This is a genomic window from Streptomyces sp. NPDC001544, from assembly GCF_042894285.1.
Taxonomy (GTDB): Bacteria; Actinomycetota; Actinomycetes; order Streptomycetales; family Streptomycetaceae; genus Streptomyces.
Map to the genome: position 1 here is coordinate 236,768 of NZ_JBIAVN010000002.1, position 16,708 is coordinate 253,475.

Genomic DNA, 16,708 nt, shown 5'->3' on the forward strand with positions numbered 1-16,708 from the left:
CGCACCCCGACTGCCATCAGGGAGCACTCGTGGCCGCAGAAGACCTCAACGTCGAAGCATGGCTCACGTACGGCCGACGCCAGTTGGCGCGCGCGTACGTTCCGCCCGTTCCACGGCACGGTCCTGCCCGTCGACGGCGGGTGGCTCGGCCGATGACCGTGAGGTGACGGTCCGTGCCGCTCTCCCGGGACCGGCCCACCGAGGGCATGACTTCCCGTACACGCATCCAAGTATCATCAATGTCACCCTCGGTATGCGGAATCCGGAGCAGGTCGTACGAAGCGTGGAACTCCACCGTCAGCACACCCCCCAAGGCCTCTGGGGCGATCTCCGTGCCCGCGGGCCGATCAGGGCCGACGTGCCGGCGGCGAACGCGCGGGGAAGGGGTTCGCGGTGTCTTTGACGGACAGGGCCATCGAGCAGATCCGTGAGCTGATCAGCACCGGGGCGCTGCCTCCCGGGTCGAAGCTCCCACCGGAACCGGACCTGGCCGCCCAGCTGGGACTTTCCCGCAACCTCGCCCGGGAGGCGGTCAAGGCGCTGGCCGTCGCGCGGGTCCTGGAGGTCCGCCGGGGCGACGGCACGTACGTGACCAGTCTGCAGCCGAGCCTCCTCCTGGAGGGGCTCGGCGGGGCGGTGGAGCTGCTGCAGGGTGACTCCGCCGCCCTGCAGGACCTCATGGAGGTCCGGCGCCTCCTCGAACCGGTCGCCACGGCGCTGGCCGCCACCCGGATCTCGGACGACCAACTGGCCGAGGTCAAAAGGCACTTGGACGCCATGCGCGAGGCCCGTGACGACGTCGAACGGCTCAACTCCCATGACGCGGCCTTCCACCGCGCCGTCATCTCGGCCACCGGGAACGAGACACTCCTCACCCTCCTCGAGGGCATCTCCGGACGCACACTGCGCGCCCGTATCTGGCGCGGTCTCGTCGACGACCAGGCCGCGGGCCGCACCCTGGCCGAACACGAAGCGATCTTCAGGGCGCTGTCCCACCGCGACGCCGCCCTGAGCCAGGCCGCCGCGCTGCTGCACGTGAGCACCACCGAGCAGTGGCTGAGGGAACACCTGCGTTCCAACGACGCCCTGTGACCCTGGCCGTCTCGATCGCTCACCCCCACCGCCGAGGGAGGGCACCTCAGGCGTCGGTGCGCAGCAGGCGGTACGCGGCGCCCGCGAGGGCCAGCGCGGTCCAGCCGAGGAGGACCAGGAGCCCGGCGGCGGGCGGCAGGGTCGTCGGGTCGTGGGTCAGCGCGAACAGCGACCCACCGGCGTTGCTGGGCAGGAACTCGCTGATGTCGTCCTGCCAGGAACTGGGCAGCAGTGAGACCAGGCCGGGCACCAGCATCAGTGAGGCGATCAGGACGGCGATACCGCCGGCGACGGAGCGCAGCAGCGCGCCCAGGGCCACACCGATCACGGTGACCAGGCCGAGGTAGAGGCCCGCGCCCAGCAGACTGCGTACGACACCCGGGTGGGACAGCGACAGGGCCGCCGGAGTGTCGGAGACCACGCCGGCGCCGATCGGGAAGGCGGCGAACACGCCGGCGGTGGCGACGGCCAGGGCGACCAGACCGAGCACGGCGGCCTTCGACCACAGCACCGGCAGACGGCGCGGGACCGCGGCGAGGGTCGAGCGGATCGTGCCCGTGGAGTACTCGCCGGCGGTGGCCAGCACCCCCAGGACACCGAGGGCGAGCTGGGCGAAGTTGGTGCCGAAGAGGGACAGGCTCAGGGCGGTGGCGTGGGCGTCGTAGGGGCGCATCTGTCTGCCCGAGGCGGAGTCGGCGTGGTAGTGCACGGCGGCGATCACGCCGAAGCCCACGAGGAAGAGCATGCCCAGGCCCAGGGTGATCCAGGTGGAGCGCAGGGACCACAGTTTGGCCCACTCCGAGCGCAGCACGCGGCGCGCGGTGACCTTGTACGGGGGGCGCGGCGTGTGGACGGGTGCCGGTGCGGGGGTCGGACTCCCGTTCAGGGTGGTCTGGCTCATGCGGCGCTCCGGGGGGTCTCGACGGTGGTGCTGCCGTGGTATTCGACGGCGTCGCCGGTCAGCTCCATGAACGCCTGTTCGAGGGAGACGGTCCGGGAGCTGAGCTCGTACAACGGGATGCCGTGCTCGGCGGCCCGGAGACCGATGGCACGCGCCGACAGGCCGGTCACCTGCAGTTCCTCGGAGCCGACCGCGCCGGTGATCTCGACTCCGGGGCCGGAGAGGATCTCGCGCAGGCGGTTCGCCCGGTCGGAGGCGACCGTCACGGTGTCGCCCCCCGCCTGGCGTACCAGGTCCCGCACCGTGGTGTCGGCCAGGAGCCGGCCCCGGCCGATGACGATCAGGTGGTCGGCGACCTGCGCCATCTCGCTCATCAGGTGTGAGGAGACGAAGACGGTACGGCCCTCGGAGGCGAGCCGGGTCAGCAGGTTGCGGATCCAGCGCACGCCTTCGGGGTCGAGCCCGTTGACCGGCTCGTCGAGCATGAGGGTGGCGGGGTCACCCAGCAGGGCCGCGGCGATGCCCAGGCGCTGGCCCATGCCGAGCGAGAAGGCGCCGGCGCGCCGCCTGGCCACGGACCGCAGACCGGTGAGCTCGACCACCTCCTCCACCCGGCGGCGTGGGATGCCATGGGTGTGGGCCTGCGCCATCAGGTGGGCGAACGCGGAGCGGCCCGGGTGGACGGACCTGGCCTCCAGCAGGGTGCCGACCTCCTGCAGCGGCGCCCGGTGCTCGGCGTACCGCCTGCCGTTCACGGTCACGCTGCCGCCGGTGGGTGCGTCCAGGCCGACGATCATGCGCATGGTGGTGGACTTGCCCGCGCCGTTGGGGCCCAGGAAGCCGGTGACGGTGCCCGGCCTGACGGTGAAGTCCAGCCGGTCGACCGCCGTCTTCTCCCCGTACCGCTTCGTCAGCTGTCGCGCCTCGATCATCGCCGCTCCCTCACGCCGGGCTGTGGGATCCTTCCGGTCCAACGCAACGCCAGGAGCGGGTCGGCCGCAAACCGGGTTAGGCGGGCGGTGTCACACCCGGGCGAGGTCACAACCCGGCAAGGTCACAACCCGGCGAGCCCGGTCAGCACACGGTCCGGCGTGAGCGGCAGTTCGCGCAAGCGGACGCCGGTGGCGTGGTGGACGGCGTTTCCGATGGCGGCGGCGGTGCCGACGATGCCGATCTCACCGATGCCCTTGCTGCCCATGGGGTTGAGGTGGGGGTCGTCCTCCTCGATCCAGTGGGCCTCGATGTCGGGGACGTCGGCGTGTGCGGGCACGTGGTAGGAGGCGAGGTCGGACTCGGTGAAGTCACCGAAGGCGGCGTCCATGGTGCTGCCCTCGGTCAGCGCCATGCCGAGTCCCATGGTCATGGCGCCGACGAACTGGGAGCGCGCGGTGCGGGCGTTGAGGATCCGCCCGGCGGCGTAGACGCCGAGCAGCCGGCGCACCCGCACCTCGCCGGTGACGGTGTCCACGGCGACCTCGGCGAAGTGGGCGCCGAAGGCGTGGCGGGCGTACGGACTGTCGGCGTCGGCCCGGCCGGTGGTGTCGGCCCGCTCGACCAGGCCGGTGCCGGGCAGCGGCCCGGTGTGGCCGGCCAGGCGCTCGGCGAGCCGGGTGCACGCCTCGTGCACGGCCCAGCCCCAGGAGGCGGTGCCGGAGGAGCCGCCGGCCAGCGACGCGGACGGCAGGTCGCTGTGGCCGACCTCGGTGCGCACCCGGTCGAGCGGCACCCGGAGGGCGTCCGCCGCGACCTGGGCGAGGACGGTACGGGCGCCGGTGCCGATGTCGGCGGCGTTCAGCCGGACCACGAACGTTCCGTCGGGCAGCGCGTGGGCCGCGGCGGTGGACGGGAAGACCACGACGGGGTAGGTCGCCGCGGCCACACCCGTGCCGATGAGCAGCGGGCCCTCGGACCGGGCCGCGGAGTGCGGGTCGCGGTGGGCCCAGTCGAAGCGGCGGGCGCCCTCGCGCAGACACTCCACCAGGTGCCGGCTGCTGAACGGCTTGCCGCTGTCGGGCTCGGCGTCCGGTTCGTTGCGGATCCGCAGCTCCACCGGGTCCTCGCCGAGGGCGTCGGCGAGCTCGTCCATCGCGGACTCCAGGGCGTACATGCCGGGCGCCTCGCCGGGGGCGCGCATCCAGGACGGGCCGGGCACGTCCAGCGGCACGACCCGATGGGCGGTGAGCAGGTGGGGGCTGGCGTACATGACCCGGGCCGGGGCCGCCGCCGACTCCACGAACTCGCGTACGCGGGAGGTGTACGTGGTCACCTCGTGCAGCAGCGTGGTGAGGCGGCCGTCGGCGGTGGCGCCCAGGCGCAGCCGGTGCAGGGTGGGGGCGCGGTGGCCGACCACGGCCGCCAGGTACTTGCGCGGCAGGTTGACGGTCACGGGGCGGCCGGTGTGGCGTGCGGCCAGGGCGGCGAGGACGACGTCGGGGCGTGGGGTGCCCTTGGAGCCGAAGCCCCCGCCGACGTGTTCGGCGACGACGGTGACGTGGTCCTCCGGGAGGTCGAACATCCCGGCGAGCACCGAGCGGACGGTGGTGCCGCCCTGGCTGGAGGTGTACAGGGTGAGGCGATCCCGGGCCCGGTCCCAGTGCGCCGTGGTGGCGTGCGGCTCCATGGGGTGGTTGTGCAGGGGCGGCACCCGGTACGCGGTGTCCACCCGGACCGGGGCGGCCGCGAAGGCGCCTTCGGGGTGGCCGTGTTCGGTGCGGGCGGGCTGGCCGTTGGCCTCCTCGGGTTCGTAACCGCCGGGGTGCTCCGGCCGGAGGGTGACGTCGTGCTCCTCGGTGTCGTAGGTGACCCGGACCGCCCGGGCGCCGGCGCGGGCCGCCTCCAGGGTGTCGGCGACGACCAGGGCGACGAACCAGCCGCGGTGCGGCACCCGGGGGTTCTGCAGCACGGCGAGGGTGGCGTCCTCCGGTTCGGCGAGCCGGGGCGCGTTCTCGTGGGTGAGCACGTCCAGGACGCCCGGGACCTGCCGGGCGGCGGCGTCGTCGACCGACGTGACCCGGCCGCGGGCCACGGTGGCGGGCACGGGCCAGGCGTGGACCCGGCCGGGCAGGTGGTGTTCGGCGGCGTAGCGGGCCCGGCCGGTGACCTTCTCCCGCCCTTCCCGGCGCTCCGCCGGGGCGCCCAGGGCGGTGCCGGTGCGGGCCATGGTGTCCTCCTGTGGCATACCGGTTCAGCTCCCCACGGGCGTCGGCGCGAGCCGGTTCAGGACGTCGAGGGCGAGATTGTGGGCGAGGGGCACCTTGTAGGCGTTGTCGCGCAGGGGCTCGGCGGCGTCGAGTTCGAGGTCGACGGCGCCCTCGAAGGCGGGCGGGGTGGCGGCGGCCCCGAGCAGGGCGTCCTCCGCCAGCCGGGCCCGCCAGGGCCGGTGCGCGAGGCCGCCGAAGGCCAGGCCGACCTGGGTGACCCTGCCGTCCGTCACCCGCAGCAGGACGGCGACGGACGCGAGGGCGAAGGCGTACGAGGCCCGGTCGCGGGCCTTGCGGTAGGCGGAGGGCGCCCCGGCGGTGGCGGCCGGCAGGACCACGCCGGTGATCAGTTCGCCGGGCCGGATCTCGGTGTCCCGCTCGGGGTGGTCGCCGGGCAGCCGGTGGAAGTCGGCCACCGGGACGCTGCGGGTGCCCTCGGTGCCGTACAGCTCGACGCGGGCGTCGAGGGCGGCGAGGGCGACGGCCATGTCGGAGGGGTGGGTGGCGATGCACTGCGGGGAGTGGCCGAGGACCGCGTGGTCGCGGTGCACGCCGTCGCGGGCCCCGCAGCCGGTGCCGGGGGCGCGTTTGTTGCAGGGCTTGGACAGGTCCTGGAAGTAGGGGCAGCGGGTGCGCTGCAGCAGGTTGCCGCCGGTGGTGGCGGCGTTGCGCAGCTGGCCGGAGGCTCCCGCGACCAGGGCCTGGGACAGTGCGGGGTAGCGGTCGCGGACCAGGGGGTGGGCGGCGAGGTCGCTGTTGCGGACGGTGGCGCCGACGCGCAGGGAGCCGTCGTCGAGCTCCTCCACGGTGTCCAGGGGCAGCCGGCTGACGTCGACGAGGACGGCGGGCCGGGCCACGCCGAGCTTCATCAGGTCCACGAGGTTGGTGCCGCCGCCGAGGTACTGGGCGCCGGGGTGCGCGGCGTACGCCTCGGCCGCTTCCTCGACGCTGCGGGGCCGTACGTATCCGAAGGGCTTCACCGGTTCACGTCCTCCACGGCGTCGACGATGCGCGGATAGGCCCCGCAACGGCAGAGGTTGCCGCTGAGCCGCTCGCGGATCTCGGCCCGGTCCAGCGGGACGGGGCGGCCGGAGGGGGCCGCCGGGTCGGTGACGTGCGAGGGGTGGCCGGCCGCGGCCTCGGCGAGGACGCCGAGGGCGGAGCAGATCTGGCCCGGTGTGCAGTACCCGCACTGGAAGGCGTCGCGTTCCAGGAAGGCCCGCTGCAGCGGGTGCGGTTCCTCCCCGTCGCCCGCGAGGCCCTCGACGGTGGTCACCTCGCTGCCGTCGAGACAGACGGCGAGCAGCAGGCAGCTGTTGACCCGGCGCCCGTCGACCAGGACCGTGCAGGCCCCGCACTGGCCGTGGTCGCAGCCCTTCTTGGCGCCGGTGAGGTCGAGGTCCTCGCGCAGCAGGTCGAGCAGGGCGCGCCGGTGGTCGACGAGCAGGGTGTGGGGTTTTCCGTTGACCCGGAGGGTGATTTCGGAGCGGTACGGGGCCGTCGGCGCGGTGTGCGCCGGGTCGGCCCCGCCGTCGGGGATCGTGTCGTGCTCGCCGTACCTGTCGCTGCCCATGGCGTGGATGACCTTCCGGACGCGCCGTGCTGCCGTGGTTGACCGCGTATCCAGGCTGCGGCAGCTGACACGTACCGGCACCCCGGGGACGCCCGGGCCGGTCAGCCGCGCTGCGCGGATCCACCGGGTGCGGACCCGCCCGACTTCGCCAGCCGATCGGTGACGTCCGCGGTGTCCGAGGCGGGCGGCGCCGTGACGCTCGCCCTGGTACCGAAGTCGCTGAACCGCAGGACGGTGGTGCTGGTCACCTGGGCGTTCTCCTTGCCCGGCGTCTTCCCCTTCAGGGGGTGCAGGGCCAGTCGTACGCTCTCCTGCCGCAGGCGGCCCTGGTCGTCGAGCCACAGGTCCACCGGCAGGGAGGACTTCCCGAGCTGCCGCCGCAGTTCCTCGGCCTGCCGCGCGTTGTCCTTCGCGAGCGAGGAGACGGGAACCGAGACGCGGTAGTGGGTGGTGCGGGTGCCGTCGAGGGTCTGGGCGCCGACCCGGGTGACGTCCTCGCGGCCGACCCCCTTGAGGTAGTGGAACGGCTCCGCCGGGTCGCCGGCCTGGGACTGTCCGGTGGCGCCGGACCGGTTCAGCCGGGCCAGGTCGATCTTCATCCAGGTCTTGCCGCCCGGGATCTCGGCCCGCTGCCCGCCGGACGGCTTCTGGTAGACCACGCCGTCGACGACGCGCTGCTCGATCTCGGTGCCCTGCGAGGTCAGTGTGATCCGGCTGGCGCCCTTGCGCAGGTCGACCACGCCGGCGCCGTGCGCGGTGACGGCCTGTCCGTCGGCGACGGCCTTGCTGCTGACCGTCATCTTCGCGGTGTCCGCGGCCACGGTGTTGCGGTAGGCGCTCTGCACGGCCTCGGCCTTGGGCGTCGCGCTCCCGTCGGCCTTGGCGTCGCCTCCCTTCCCGGCGCCGTCCTCGCTGCCGCAGGCCGCTAAACCGGCGGCCAGGACGAGCGTGGCCACGGCACTTCCGATCTGCGCTTTCGACACGGTGTCCGCCTCCCGGGCGAGCGTTGGTACGTACTTGACGCCTGCTCGGGTGCCCGGCCGGCCGCCGGTCACGCCCCGGCGGCCACCTCGGTCCCGGTCTCGCTCTCGTTCTCGGCGGCCCGCTTCTCGAACTGGGTGCGGTACAACTGCGCGTACCGGCCACCGGCGGCCAGGAGTTCCTCGTGCGTACCGCGTTCCACGATGTGACCGGCCTCGACGACCAGGATGAGGTCGGCGGCGCGGACGGTGGACAGCCGGTGGGCGATCACCAGGGCGGTGCGGTCCCTGAGGGCCTCGGTCAGCGCCTCCTGGACGGCCGCTTCGGAGGTGTTGTCCAGGTGGGCGGTGGCCTCGTCGAGGATGACGACACGCTGCCGGGCCAGCAGCAGCCGGGCGATGGTCATGCGTTGCCGCTCGCCGCCGGAAAGACGGTAGCCACGCTCGCCGACCACGGTGTCCAGACCGTCGGGGAGGGACCGTACGACCTCGTCCAGGCGGGCGCGGCCGAGCGCGTCCCACAGTTCGTCGTCGCTCGCCCCGGGGTGGGCCAGCAGCAGGTTGGCGCGGACGGTGTCGTGGAAGAGGTGGCCGTCCTGGGTGACCATGCCGACGGTGGCCCGCAGAGAGGCCGCGGTCAGGTCGCGGACGTCGACGCCGCCGACTCGGATCGCGCCCTCGTCGACGTCGTAGAGGCGCGGCAGCAGCTGCGCGACGGTCGACTTGCCGGCGCCGGAGGAGCCGACGAGGGCGACCGTCTGCCCGGGCTCGGCGCGGAAGGTGACGCCGTGCAGCACCTCGGCGCCGCCGCGGCCGTCGAGCGCGGCGACCTCCTCCAGGGAGGCGAGGGAGACCCTGTCGGCGGACGGGTAGCCGAAGCGGACTTCGTCGAACTCCACCGCCACCGGTCCCTCGGGCACCTCGCGGGCGTCCGGCTTCTCCTCGATGAGCGGCTTCAGGTCCAGCACTTCGAACACCCGCTCGAAGCTGACGAGTGCGGACATCACCTCGACGCGGGCCCCGGCGAGCGCCGTGAGCGGCGCGTACAGCCTGGTCAGCAGCAGGGCCAGCGACACCACCGCGCCGGGCTCCAGATGGCCGCGCAGCGCGAACCAGCCGCCGAGTCCGTAGACCAGGGCAAGGGCCAGCGAGGAGACCAGGGTCAGGGCGGTGATGAACGCCGACTGGGCGGTGGCCGTGCGGACACCGATGTCCCGCACCCGCGCGGCGCGGTCCATGAACGCCGCGGACTCCTCCTCCGGGCGACCGAACAGCTTGATCAGGGTGGCGCCCGGGGCGGAGAAACGCTCGGTCATCCGGGTGCCCATCGCGGCGTTGAGTGCGGCCGCCTCCCGCTGCATCCGGGCCATCCGGCTGCCCATCCGGCGGGCGGGCACCACGAACACCGGCAGCAGCACCAGTGCGAGCAGGGTGATCTGCCAGGACAGGGTGAGCATGACGGCGAGGGTGAGCAGCAGCGTGACGATGTTGCTCACGACTCCGGACAGGGTGTTGCTGAAGGCGCGCTGGGCGCCGATGACGTCATTGTTGAGACGGGAGACGAGCGCTCCCGTACGAGTGCGTGTGAAGAACGCGACCGGCATGCGCTGCACATGATCGAACACAGCCGTTCTGAGATCGAGGATGAGCGCCTCCCCGAGCGTCGCCGAGAGCCGTCTGCCGAGGATCCCGAGGGCGGCCTCGGCGACCGCGATGAGCGCGATCAGCACGGCCAGGCGTACGACCGTGCGCTCGTCGCCGTGCGACACGATCGCGTCCACGACGCGGCCCGCGAGCACGGGGGTCGCGACGGCGAGCAGCGCGGTCACCACCCCGAGCAGCACGAACCAGGCGATGCGGCGGCGGTGCGGGCGGGCGAACGCCCCGATGCGGCGCAGTGTCCCGCGGTCGAAGGGGCGTCGTTCGGCTTGCGCGTTCATCACGCTGTGCAACTGCGTCCACGCGGTGGTCTCCATGCTCATGGCACAGACCGTAGAACCTCGAGCTTGATTGAGGTCAATATCCGCCCGTCGTCCCCTCGCGCGAAGGACCCGATGCCCCCTCCCCCGCAGCTTTCCGCTCAGACGCTTCCCGTCCGTAAGCCGTCGGCCCCGTCTCCGCCACCCGCCGTTGGCACGGCGCGGAAACCCTCTTCGGGTGTGACAGCGGTACAACTCCCCGAACTCCGCCAGGGACGACTCCCCCGACGCGTCCCCGTCCGGCAGGCCCTGTGCCTGCTCCCGCTCCTGCTCGTCACCGTCGCCGCGGTGCGGCACCGTTCCGTGCTCGCCGACGGCTTCGGACAACTGCGCACGGCGTCCTGGCCGTGGCTTCTCGCGGCGGTCGGCGCCACCTGTCTGACCTGGGTCGCCGCCGCTTTCACCCGGCAGGGCGCGGTCGTGCAGCCGCTGCCCAAGCGACGGCTCCTGGCCACCCAGTTCGCGGCCGGCGCGGCCAACCACCTGCTGCCGACCGGGCTTGGCGCGAGCGCCGTCAACCTGCGGTTCATGACCGTGTGCGGGGTGCCGCTCGCCCGCTCCTCGGCCGCCCTCGCGCTGTACATGATGGCCGAGTGCGTCGGCCGGCTGGTTCTGCTGGCCGGACTGCTGCTCGCCTTCCCCGACGCGCTCAGGCCGGGCAGCCTGGTGCCGGCCGGTGCGGTGGGCCCGCTGCTGCTGGCCGCCGGCGCGGTGCTGCTGGCGGCGGTGGCCGCGCTGACGCTCGTACGACGGCTGCGCAGGCCCGTGTGCTCGTTCCTGCGGACCGCGCTGGGCGAGGCGCGGTCGGTGCACGCCCGTCCGCGCCGGGCCCTGGCCCTGTGGGGCGGCTCGCTGGCGTTCCCCGCGCTGCAGGCGGCCGGGCTGGCCGCGGTGGGCCAGTCGCTGGCGCTGCCGGTGCCGGCCGCGCACATGGCGCTGGCCTATCTCGCGGCCACGGCCGCGGTGGCCCTCGTGCCGACACCGGGCGGCATCGGTTCCGTCGAGGCGGCGCTGATCGTGGCCCTGGTCGCGGTGGGCGGCCCGGCGGCCGTCGCCACGGCGGTGGTCCTCGCCTACCGGATCATCACGGTGTGGGTGCCGCTGGTGCCGGGGGCACTGACGCTGGGGGCGCTGGTACGGCTGAAGGTCATCTGAGGGCGGGGCCTTCCGCCACCCGGTCGTGAGGGACGACACGGTTCGTTCTCGCTCCGCGGGGGTGCACGCGTGCGAACTGCCGTGCGGGATACGGCAGGATGAAAAGTCGCGCCGGTCGTCGACGTCCAACCGGCCCGGCGCGACCGCACATCCCTGAAACGAGCAGGTGACAACGTGACGCTTCTTCACACTGGGCCGTCGGCGACGCCGTTCGCCGCAGCTTTCCGTCCCGGAGGTGACCGGTGAACCGCGCGCTGACCCTGGACGACCTGATCCTCGCGGGCATCGCCCTGGCGGCGGGCCTGCTGGTGGCCTTCTCCTCCCGCACGCTGCTGCGCTGGCTGGCGGGGCACGCCAAACGCACCAAGTGGAGCGGCGACGACGTGATCGTGGACGCGCTGCGCACGGTGGTGCCGTGGGCGGCGATCGCGGCGGGCGCGGCCGGTGCGGCGGCGGCGCTGCCGCTGACCCGGACCGTCCAGCACCACACCAACCAGTGCCTCCAGGTGCTGCTCATCTTCGTGGTGACGCTGTCCGCGGCACGGGTGATCGCCGGTCTGGTGCAGAGCGTCACCCAGTCCCGCTCGGGCGTCGCCGGTTCGGCCACGATCTTCGTCAACATCACCCGGGTGCTGGTCCTGGCGATCGGCTTCCTGGTGGTGCTGCAGACACTGGGCATCTCCATAGCGCCCATGCTGACCGCCCTGGGTGTGGGCGGTCTGGCGGTCGCCCTGGCCCTGCAGGACACGCTCGCGAACCTCTTCGCGGGCATCCACATCCTCGCCTCCAAGACCGTGCAGCCCGGCGACTACATCCGGCTGAACACCGGCGAGGAGGGCTACGTCGTCGACATCAACTGGCGCCAGACGACGGTCCGCCAGCTGTCCAACAACCTGGTCGTCGTCCCCAACGGGGAGCTGGCGAAGAGCAACATGACCAACTACACCCGTCCCGAGCAGCAGCTGACGGTCCTGGTGCAGGTGGGAGTGAGCTACGACAGCGACCTCGACCACGTCGAGCGGGTGACCACGGAGGTCATCGCCGAGACGATGACCGAGGTCACCGGCGCCGTCCCGGACCACGACCCCGCCATCCGCTTCCACACCTTCGGTGACTCCCGCATCGGCTTCACCGTCATCCTGGGCGTCGGCGAGTTCAGCGACCAGTACCGGATCAAGCACGAGTTCATCAAGCGCCTCCACCGGCGCTACCGCGAGGAGGGCATCCGCATCCCCGCCCCCGCCCGGACGGTCGCGCTGCAGCAGGGCACGGTCGTCATCCCGCACCAGCGCAGCGGGGAGGACGTGTCGTCGGGGGCGACGGCCTCCTAGCTCCGCGGTGCGAGGGGCGGCGGCGTGGGACCGCCGCCCCGGGTGTGGAGTTGCATCTCGGTGCACAATGTGACCGGCGAGTGTCGATTTGTCACCATGCAGGACCTGCAGGCGGCAGGTGATCCGTTCAACTGGTGGCACTGAACGACCAGGTCGAGCGGGTCCGTGGCCGGCATCCGGTCCGTGGGGGTGACCGCCCCGCTACGCTCGAAGCAGCATGAACGGTCCGCCCGAATCCCCCGACCCCGCGCCCCGCTCGCTCGACCAGCGGCTGGACGCGATCTCGCGGCAGCCGTTCCGGGCGAAGTTCCGGCTGCGCGGGCGGGAGCTGGCCACCGCGGAGCTGAAGGGGCCGGCCACGATGCGGTGGCACGCGTACGACCTGATCGCCAAGCGGGTGGCCCCGGCCGAGCCGGTCAAGGACGGCAAGCAGACTCCGTACCGCGGGCATCCGGTGTTCGTCGCCCAGCACGCGACCGCCACCTGCTGCCGGAGCTGCCTGCAGCGCTGGCACGGCATTCCCAAGGGCCGGGAGCTCAGCCGCGCCGAACTGGTCTACGTCGTGGACGTGATCTGCCGGTGGATCGAGCGCCAGGTGGCGGGCGCAGGCGGCCCGGACCGGGGCCGCCGCCGCTGAGGGATTCCGAGTTCCGGACCCCTGTCGAGCCGGGGGCGGCCACGAGATATCTTGATGTCGAGCAATGTTGCAGACGTGGAGCGGAGCACCCGGTGACTGACTCGACCATCATCTACACCTACACAGACGAGGCCCCGGCCCTGGCGACGCATTCGTTCCTGCCGGTGATCAAGGCCTACGCCTCGCAGGCCGGTGTCGACGTGGAGACCCGCGACATCTCGCTGGCCGGGCGCATCATCGCCGTCTTCCCGGAGTACCTGAAGGAGGAGCAGCGCATCCCCGACGCCCTGTCGGAGCTGGGCGAGCTGGCCAAGACGCCCGAGGCCAACATCATCAAGCTGCCGAACATCTCGGCGTCCATCCCGCAGCTCAAGGCCGCGGTCGCCGAGCTGCAGGCCCAGGGCTACGCGCTGCCGGACTACCCGGACGACCCCAAGACCGATGAGGAGCGCGAGATCCGCGCCCGGTACGACAAGGTCAAGGGTTCCGCCGTGAACCCGGTGCTGCGCGAGGGCAACTCCGACCGCCGCGCCCCGGCCTCGGTGAAGAACTACGCGAAGTCCCACCCGCACCGCATGGGTGCCTGGAGCGCCGAGTCCAAGACCGACGTGGCGACCATGGGCGTCGACGACTTCCGCTCCACGGAGAAGTCCGTGGTGATCTCCGAGGCCGGCGCGCTGCGCATCGAGCTGAAGGGCGACGACGGCTCCACCACCGTCCTGCGCGAGTCCGTACCGGTCCTCGAGGGCGAGGTCGTCGACGCCTCCGTGATGCGCGTCGCCGCCCTGCGCGAGTTCCTGACGGCGCAGGTCGCCCGTGCCAAGGAGGAGGGCGTCCTCTTCTCCGTGCACCTGAAGGCCACGATGATGAAGGTCTCCGACCCGATCGTCTTCGGTCACGTGGTGCGCGCCTTCTTCCCGCAGACGTTCGCCAAGTACGGCGAGACGTTCGCCGCGGCCGGTCTGACCCCGAACGACGGTCTCGGCGGCATCCTCAAGGGCATCGAGTCGCTGCCCGAGGGCGCGGAGATCAAGGCGTCCTTCGAGGCCGAGCTCGCCGAGGGCCCCGCGCTGGCCATGGTCGACTCCGACAAGGGCATCACCAACCTGCACGTGCCGTCCGACGTCATCGTCGACGCCTCCATGCCGGCCATGATCCGCACCTCCGGCCACATGTGGGGCCCCGACGGCCAGGAGGCCGACACCCTCGCCGTCCTGCCGGACTCGTCGTACGCGGGCGTCTACCAGGCCGTGATCGAGGACTGCAAGGCCAACGGCGCCTACGACCCGTCGACCATGGGCTCGGTCCCGAACGTCGGCCTGATGGCGCAGAAGGCCGAGGAGTACGGCTCCCACGACAAGACGTTCGAGATCCCGGTCACCGGCACGGTCCGCCTGGTCGACCAGGCCGGCAACGTGGTGATCGAGCAGACGGTCTCCGCCGGCGACATCTTCCGCGCCTGCCAGACCAAGGACGCGCCGATCAGGGACTGGGTGAAGCTGGCCGTCACCCGTGCCCGCGCCACCGGCGACCCGGCGGTGTTCTGGCTGGACGAGACCCGCGCCCACGACGCCAACCTGATCGCCAAGGTGAAGCAGTACCTGACGGAGCACGACACCGAGGGCCTGGACATCCGGATCCTCTCCCCCGTCGAGGCGACCAAGCTGTCCGTGGAGCGCATCCGTCGTGGTGAGAACACCATCTCCGTCACCGGCAACGTGCTGCGTGACTACCTCACCGACCTGTTCCCCATCCTGGAGCTGGGCACCAGCGCCAAGATGCTGTCGGTCGTCCCGCTGATGGCGGGCGGCGGCCTGTTCGAGACGGGCGCCGGCGGCTCCGCGCCGAAGCACGTCCAGCAGCTGGTCAAGGAGAACTACCTGCGCTGGGACTCCCTGGGTGAGTTCTTCGCCCTGGTGCCGTCCTTCGAGCAGTACGCCGAGTTCACCGGCAACGCCCGCGCCAAGGTCCTCGCCGACACCCTCGACCGGGCCACGGCGACCTTCCTCAACGAGGACAAGTCCCCGACCCGTCGCATCGGCGGCATCGACAACCGCGGCAGCCACTTCTACCTGTCCCTGTACTGGGCGCAGGAGCTGGCCAAGCAGACCGCCGACGCCGACCTGGCCAAGGCCTTCGCGCCGCTCGCCGAGACGCTCGCCGCCAACGAGCAGAAGATCGTCGACGAGCTGAACGCCGTCCAGGGCTCCTCCGCCGACATCGGCGGTTACTACCAGCCCGACAAGGCGAAGGCGGACGCGGTCATGCGCCCGTCGGCCACCTGGAACGAGGCGCTCGCGTCCCTGAGCTGACGCGAGCGGCCCGACGGCCGTTTCCGTGCACGACTCCGCCCCGGCCGGCACACTGCCCTGGCCGGGGCGGAGCCGTACGGACCGGCCGGGCGGGTATGCCGTCGCCGACGGCGGGTATCCGACCGGGCATGCTCGCCATCATCGGCTACCAGTCCCACAACACCGCCGCGACCTTAGGGGCGTTCACCGTCTCGCTGCTGATCGTGCTGGCGGTGGGCCGGCACGCCCGGCACCGGAAGTAGCCGCGGTCCGCCGCGCCTCGCTCCCCTGCCCTGCCGCCGACGACGCCCCGGAGCCGCCCGTGCCCCCTCCTCCGCCCTCGTTCGAGCTCCTGCCCGGCGCGGACGACTCGCCCGTGATCCTGCATGTGCCGCACTCCGCGCGGGAGATACCGGACGCCGTGCGGGCGGGGATCGTCCTGGACGACGCCGCGCTGGAGCGGGAGCTGGACCACATCACCGACGCGCACACGGCCGAACTCGCCGAGGCCGCGGCCGGGCTGGCGGCGGTGACGCCCTGGCGGTTCGTCAACCGGCTGTCGCGGCTGGTCGTCGACCCGGAGCGGTTCCCGGACGAGCGGGAGGAGATGCTCGCGGTGGGGATGGGCGCGGTGTACACGCGGACCACGCACCGGACCGAGCTGCGGCCCGACGGCACCGACCCCGAGCCGTTGATCGAGCGGTACTTCCGGCCGTACGCCCGTGCCATGACGGAGGCGGTGGCCGGAAGGCTGGCCGCGACCGGGCGGGCCGTGGTGATCGACGTGCACTCGTATCCGCGCGAGGTGCTGCCCTACGAGCTGCACGGCGCGGGCCCCCGGCCCGCGGTGTGCGTCGGCACCGACGCCTTCCACACCCCGCCGGAACTCGCGGAGCTGGCCGGGAAGATGTTCGCGCGGTGCGGGGAGACGGGGCTGAACAGCCCGTTCAGCGGTGCCTATGTGCCGCTGGAGTTCTACGGCAGGGACCGGCGGGTCGGCGCACTGATGGTGGAGATCCGGCGGGACACCTATATGACCGAGCCCGGTGGACCCGTCGTCGGACCCGGACTGTCCGGGCCGGCCTCGGCCCTGGCCGGCCTGGTGGACGGCGCCTCCCGCTGAGGTCAGGCCCGCAGCCACTCCGTGACGATCACGTCGCCGCCGGTGTGCAGCCTCAGCGCGAACGGGCCGGCCGGGGGCGCCGCGGCCGTGAAACGGCCCAGGGCGTCCGCCGTGACCTCGGCCGCCGTCCGCGGACCGCCGAGCACCTCGACGCGCGCCGGCCGCGGGGGCAGCACCTGCCCCATCAGCCCGTCGCCGCCGATCTCGACGTCCACGGTGAGCTCCCCGGCGCTGAAGGTCAGCATCCGGGGGACGTCCTGGGCGCCCCGGACCGGCACGGCGTCGAGCAGGGAGTCGAAGGTCAGCTCGGCGACCCGGGCGTCCACGTTGTGCAACACGTAGGCGTCGATGGCCAGTTGGCGCAGCCCGGCGGGGACGGGGTCCAGTATCGCGGCCGCCCGGCGCAGTTCCTCCTCCAGCAGCCCGCCGTCGAACTCGTCGTGCAT

14 protein-coding genes are annotated in these 16,708 nt (G+C 72.7%); 6 read left to right on the top strand and 8 right to left on the bottom strand.

All coding sequences use genetic code 11. The annotated features are described in order from the left end of the window. Nucleotides 1-393: 393 nt before the first annotated feature. Complete coding sequence (locus ACFY0F_RS06390; RefSeq protein WP_388789792.1) at nucleotides 394-1,092, top strand: FadR/GntR family transcriptional regulator; 699 nt, start codon at nucleotides 394-396, stop codon at nucleotides 1,090-1,092. 46 nt (nucleotides 1,093-1,138) lie between these two features. Here the strand turns inward: ACFY0F_RS06390 and ACFY0F_RS06395 are convergent, their stop codons facing one another. From ACFY0F_RS06395 to ACFY0F_RS06425, 7 genes are all read right to left on the bottom strand, one after another. Continuing rightward, the gene (locus tag ACFY0F_RS06395; protein WP_388789795.1) at nucleotides 1,139-1,993 is read right to left on the bottom strand and encodes an ABC transporter permease; all 855 of its coding nucleotides are present in this window, start codon (nucleotides 1,991-1,993) and stop codon (nucleotides 1,139-1,141) included. Further along, nucleotides 1,990-2,925, bottom strand: a complete 936-nt coding sequence (locus tag ACFY0F_RS06400; protein WP_388789798.1) for an ATP-binding cassette domain-containing protein — start codon at nucleotides 2,923-2,925, stop codon at nucleotides 1,990-1,992. The genes ACFY0F_RS06395 and ACFY0F_RS06400 overlap by 4 nt, the downstream gene beginning before the upstream one ends. A 122-nt stretch (nucleotides 2,926-3,047) precedes the next feature. Then, nucleotides 3,048-5,171 carry a xanthine dehydrogenase family protein molybdopterin-binding subunit gene (locus tag ACFY0F_RS06405; protein WP_388789801.1) on the bottom strand — a complete coding sequence of 708 codons (2,124 nt, stop codon included), beginning with the start codon at nucleotides 5,169-5,171 and terminating at the stop codon, nucleotides 3,048-3,050. 6 nt (nucleotides 5,172-5,177) lie between these two features. Next, entirely contained in the window at nucleotides 5,178-6,173 is a 996-nt protein-coding gene (locus ACFY0F_RS06410) for an FAD binding domain-containing protein (protein WP_388789804.1), read from the bottom strand. Beyond that, entirely contained in the window at nucleotides 6,170-6,766 is a 597-nt protein-coding gene (locus ACFY0F_RS06415) for a 2Fe-2S iron-sulfur cluster-binding protein (protein WP_388789807.1), read from the bottom strand. The genes ACFY0F_RS06410 and ACFY0F_RS06415 overlap by 4 nt, the downstream gene beginning before the upstream one ends. Before the next feature lie 101 nt (nucleotides 6,767-6,867). Further along, a complete protein-coding gene (locus ACFY0F_RS06420) occupies nucleotides 6,868-7,722 on the bottom strand; it encodes a hypothetical protein (protein ID WP_388789810.1) in 855 nt (284 codons plus the stop codon). A 95-nt stretch (nucleotides 7,723-7,817) separates the two neighbouring features. After that, complete coding sequence (locus ACFY0F_RS06425; RefSeq protein WP_388791301.1) at nucleotides 7,818-9,722, bottom strand: ABC transporter ATP-binding protein; 1,905 nt, start codon at nucleotides 9,720-9,722, stop codon at nucleotides 7,818-7,820. 183 nt (nucleotides 9,723-9,905) lie between these two features. Between ACFY0F_RS06425 and ACFY0F_RS06430 the strand changes: the two genes are divergently transcribed. The 5 genes from ACFY0F_RS06430 to ACFY0F_RS06450 all read left to right on the top strand — a co-directional run bounded on the left by ACFY0F_RS06430 (nucleotide 9,906) and on the right by ACFY0F_RS06450 (nucleotide 16,262). After that, nucleotides 9,906-10,880 (top strand): YbhN family protein, encoded by a 975-nt coding sequence (locus tag ACFY0F_RS06430; RefSeq protein WP_388789813.1) that lies wholly within the window; start codon nucleotides 9,906-9,908, stop codon nucleotides 10,878-10,880. Between the two features lie 242 nt (nucleotides 10,881-11,122). Further along, nucleotides 11,123-12,211, top strand: coding sequence for a mechanosensitive ion channel family protein (locus ACFY0F_RS06435; protein ID WP_388789816.1), 1,089 nt, complete (start codon nucleotides 11,123-11,125; stop codon nucleotides 12,209-12,211). A 217-nt stretch (nucleotides 12,212-12,428) separates the two neighbouring features. Next, entirely contained in the window at nucleotides 12,429-12,848 is a 420-nt protein-coding gene (locus tag ACFY0F_RS06440) for a DUF4186 domain-containing protein (protein ID WP_388789818.1), read from the top strand. A gap of 92 nt (nucleotides 12,849-12,940) precedes the next feature. Next, nucleotides 12,941-15,160, top strand: coding sequence for an NADP-dependent isocitrate dehydrogenase (locus ACFY0F_RS06445; protein ID WP_388789821.1), 2,220 nt, complete (start codon nucleotides 12,941-12,943; stop codon nucleotides 15,158-15,160). Nucleotides 15,161-15,461: 301 nt separating this feature from the next. Further along, the gene (locus tag ACFY0F_RS06450; RefSeq protein ID WP_388789824.1) at nucleotides 15,462-16,262 is read left to right on the top strand and encodes an N-formylglutamate amidohydrolase; all 801 of its coding nucleotides are present in this window, start codon (nucleotides 15,462-15,464) and stop codon (nucleotides 16,260-16,262) included. Nucleotides 16,263-16,264: 2 nt separating this feature from the next. On the opposite strand, the gene ACFY0F_RS06455 is transcribed toward ACFY0F_RS06450, so the two are convergent. Beyond that, entirely contained in the window at nucleotides 16,265-16,708 is a 444-nt protein-coding gene (locus ACFY0F_RS06455) for a hypothetical protein (protein WP_388791303.1), read from the bottom strand.